General features: G+C 62.0%; 3 protein-coding genes. All 3 read right to left on the bottom strand.

What is annotated here, in order from left to right; genetic code table 11:
- A partial coding sequence (gene tssM / locus B2W52_RS04170) for a type VI secretion system membrane subunit TssM (RefSeq protein WP_286801485.1) occupies positions 1-1421 on the bottom strand: 1421 nt, incomplete at its 3' end.
- A gap of 32 nt (positions 1422-1453) precedes the next feature.
- Complete coding sequence (gene tssA, locus B2W52_RS04175; protein ID WP_286801488.1) at positions 1454-2890, bottom strand: type VI secretion system protein TssA; 1437 nt, start codon at positions 2888-2890, stop codon at positions 1454-1456.
- A 34-nt stretch (positions 2891-2924) separates the two neighbouring features.
- The coding region (locus tag B2W52_RS04180) for a type VI secretion system-associated protein TagO (protein WP_286801490.1) at positions 2925-3417 on the bottom strand (493 nt) is incomplete at its 5' end.

Raw genomic sequence — 3417 nt, forward strand, 5'->3', positions numbered from 1 at the left:
TGCCAACCGGCGGTCATACCCGCACCGGCACAAATAGCCACCACGGCGGCCACGGCCAGCCGCCGTTGCCGGGACTGAATCACCCGTCGGTTGTCACCGGCCAGGCCGGCCTCCGGATAGATAATCTCGGGGAACAGTGCCCGGGTGAACAGGGTGGCGGACTGCCCTGCCCGTTGGGCAGGCTGAATGGGCCCGGCGATCTGGTAGTTGGCGGCAGCCGCTGAGACAAAGGCATCTTCCGGCACGCCCTCCTGCAACACCGAGGTGAAGTAGGTGCCGCGAACCATCGCCGGTGTCGAGAACACATCCGCAGACAGCAGGTCGGTCAGGAATTGCTCCAGAACGGGCTTAAGGCCGGCAAGCTGGCGGGTAAAGGAGTAGGCCGCTGCCCGCTCCTCGGCATCCCGGGTATTGGCCAGAACATCCGGCAAGCGATCGGTAAGCCGCTCAACCATGGCGGTGTATCGGTCAGCGAACTGGTTCAGCCAATCGTCGTTATCCATCTGGCCTTCGAGGCTGAAGGTAAAGCCCAGGGCCTGCTCCTTGTCCTGCTTGCTCAGGGTCCGCACCAGCGGGCCAAATCCGTAAAGCAGGTCCATCTTGGTGAAGGTGACATAAACGGGCAGGCGGGAGCCGATCTGCTCCATCAGTTCCCGCAGGCGCGTGCGCAACAGGATGGCCCGGTCCCGCCTCTGGCCGGAGTCTGCCACGCTGAGACTGGCCAGATCTATGGCCAGCACCACCCCGTTCAGAGGGCGTTGAGGACGATTTCGCTCCAGCCAGGCGATGAAATGATGCCAAAGACGCTGCTGGATCTCCGCGCCGGCGCCCTCCCCCTGACTCTGGCTCAGCAGTTCACCATCCGGATCGATCAGCACGCCTTTATCGCCGATCCACCAGTCAAAACCGAAGGCATTGCGATCCATTCGATTGTTGCGGGTTACGTTGGTGAGCGTGTAGGTCTGCCCGGAGCGTTGAATCAGGCTGGTCTTGCCAGCATCCTCAAGGCCCATCGCCAGATACCAGGGCAGCCGGTAAATGCCTTTGCGGCCGGGGAGGTTGCTTTTCAGGGCCGCCAGCTGGCGATCCAGCAGGCGCTGTTGCTTGCGCTCCATGGGCAGAATCGGATCTTCCTGTTCCTTCTGCGCTTCCGCCTGCCTGACGTTCACCTTGCGCAGGCGGCGCGCCAGCATCATGCCCCACACCATGGCCACGACCAGCACAACGCCCAGGGTTACCACGGCCCGCATCTGCCAGGCCGCCAATGGAAACTCACCATTGAGCTCCCAGCGTGGCCCCAGCCACCAGGTGGCCACCACCAAGGCAATAATGCCCAGTACCAGGGTGACCGGGGCTGCGTTTTTGAGGTATGGCAGAAGCCAGCGACCGATGAGTAAAGCTTTTCTCCACATGGTGTCCATTCCTGCTGTGATTCCTTGGTGTGTTCCGGGTATCAGCCCAGCTTTTCAAGCTGCCTGATCAGGGCTGGCTCCCAGTCCTCGAGAGCCAGCCCGCGCACCTGCATTTGCAGATCCTGAATCTGCTGCGTGGCCAGTGATTTCAGGCCGGAGTCCTTCATTAATCGGGCGCTGGCAAGGCGCCAGTAAAAGCGGTCTCTTGGTTCTCTCGCTTCCGCCAGCCCGTCCTCCAGAAGTTGCATCCCGGCAGCCAGCCCCTTTTGCCCGGCCAGCTCCCGGGCTTTGTCATAAGCCTGCTCCCAGGCGTTGGCGCTGCCGGCGGAACCACCGGTCGCCGGCGCGGACCAGAGCCACTCTTCCGCCTCCCGGGAGAGGAACGGGGTGCCATCGTTGAAGGTGAGCTCCGGCAACTGGGCAAGGCGCTCAACAAACTCCTTTGCGGACACACGGATGGCCTCAGCGCAGGCGTGGTGGCCCAGGGCCGCCGCTACCCGGGCACTTAACCAATGGCCGTCCAGCCAGAACGGACTGACCGACAGGCTCTGCTCGATTTTCTGCCACAACGCCAGGTCGGCGGATTTTTCCAGGGCTTCGCGATAGTCAGCCACCCGATCGGCACTGACGGCGGCAAGATCGGTGCGCTTTCCGTCCCGTGTCGGCGGTACCGTGGTGATGTTCTGCCAGATAGCGTAACGGCGAACCTGGTACCCCAGAGGCTGGTCCGGCCCGGTTTCGGTGAGCATGTCCGCGACTTTCAGAAGACTCTGCCGGGTTGCTCGTTCGTCGCCCGGGTCCAGGGTGAGTGCCCCCAGGGAAGGCTTCGACGGTGCGGGTTTCTGCTCTGGCGTTTCAGTTCGCGAATCCTGGCTGACCTGCCCTGCCTGCGGACGGGTTTCGGGGGCTGCCGCGGCGTCGTTAACCCTGGGCAGCTTTTCAACCGCCCGTTTAAGATCCTGCAGCGACTCCTCGGGCAATTCCCGGCCAGCGGCCTGGTCCATCAATCTCGCCAGAAGTTCAAGGCAGAACGCCCGACCGTCGCCAACACTGCCATCAAACGCCAGGGCGTCGACGCCTTTGCCGGCGCGCTGGAGCATCTGGGTGAACATCATCTTGCGTGCCCGCTTGCCCGTCTCTCCAGGGTAGGGCCAGGCCTGCTCCCACCATTCGTCCAGCACCCGGTGCAGCAGGTACAGGGATAGGGCGAACCGTTCACCATCACCACCGCGTTGCAGGGCGACCAGAAGAAAACCGAGCACTTTCAGATCCTTGCTGCGGTCCGAGAGAATCGTCAGGGCATCGCTTTCAACCCTGTCCCAATCAATATCGGTATGGGCCAGAGAGCCCACCTTCATGATCTCGTTTTCCAGAAACTCGAGCGTTGCATCGTCTCCGAGTGCCTCGCCGACAACCGAATCGCCGGGCAATGGTGAGACAACCTGTTCAACGTAGGGATGTTGCTCAATGATCTGCATGTTGCTGTCCTGAATCACTGTATTTCGCCGGCATTTACCAGCCACAGGTCTCGCGAAGCGGTTCGATTGCCCTGCGGTATCCCGAGAGATCAAACAGAAGGCCGTCAATACGGCTGTTGGGCGAGTCGATGCGCGCTTCCGTACCGGTGATCATGGCTTTCACGGTACGAATGGCTGGCAGTCCCCGGCCGCCACTGAGCACGAAACCGTTGTCCCGCACCCGCCAGACGGTTTGTCCTCGGCCAAACCCAATCCGAATCCGCTCTTCGTCCATCGCCTTTGGCAGCATCAGAGTGAGCTCCGTAATGTTGTTGTGGCACTGAAGGGCCAGCAGAGGTCTGGGAGGTTGAACCCCCAAAGCCGGAACCGTCACTAGTTGGCCAGCTGCTTGCCCGGTATTCCGGTAAAGTACGCTCGCACCGGTATTTTCTGAATCGAGGCTGGCGTAGGCCTGTCGCCATCGCTCGGATCGCCGGGCATCCGGGGTCGAGAGTTCCTCGCCGGGTGCCGCCACGGGGGTACCAAAG

This window comes from Marinobacter sp. UBA2498, assembly GCF_002341575.1.
Classification (GTDB): Bacteria; Pseudomonadota; Gammaproteobacteria; order Pseudomonadales; family Oleiphilaceae; genus Marinobacter; species Marinobacter manganoxydans.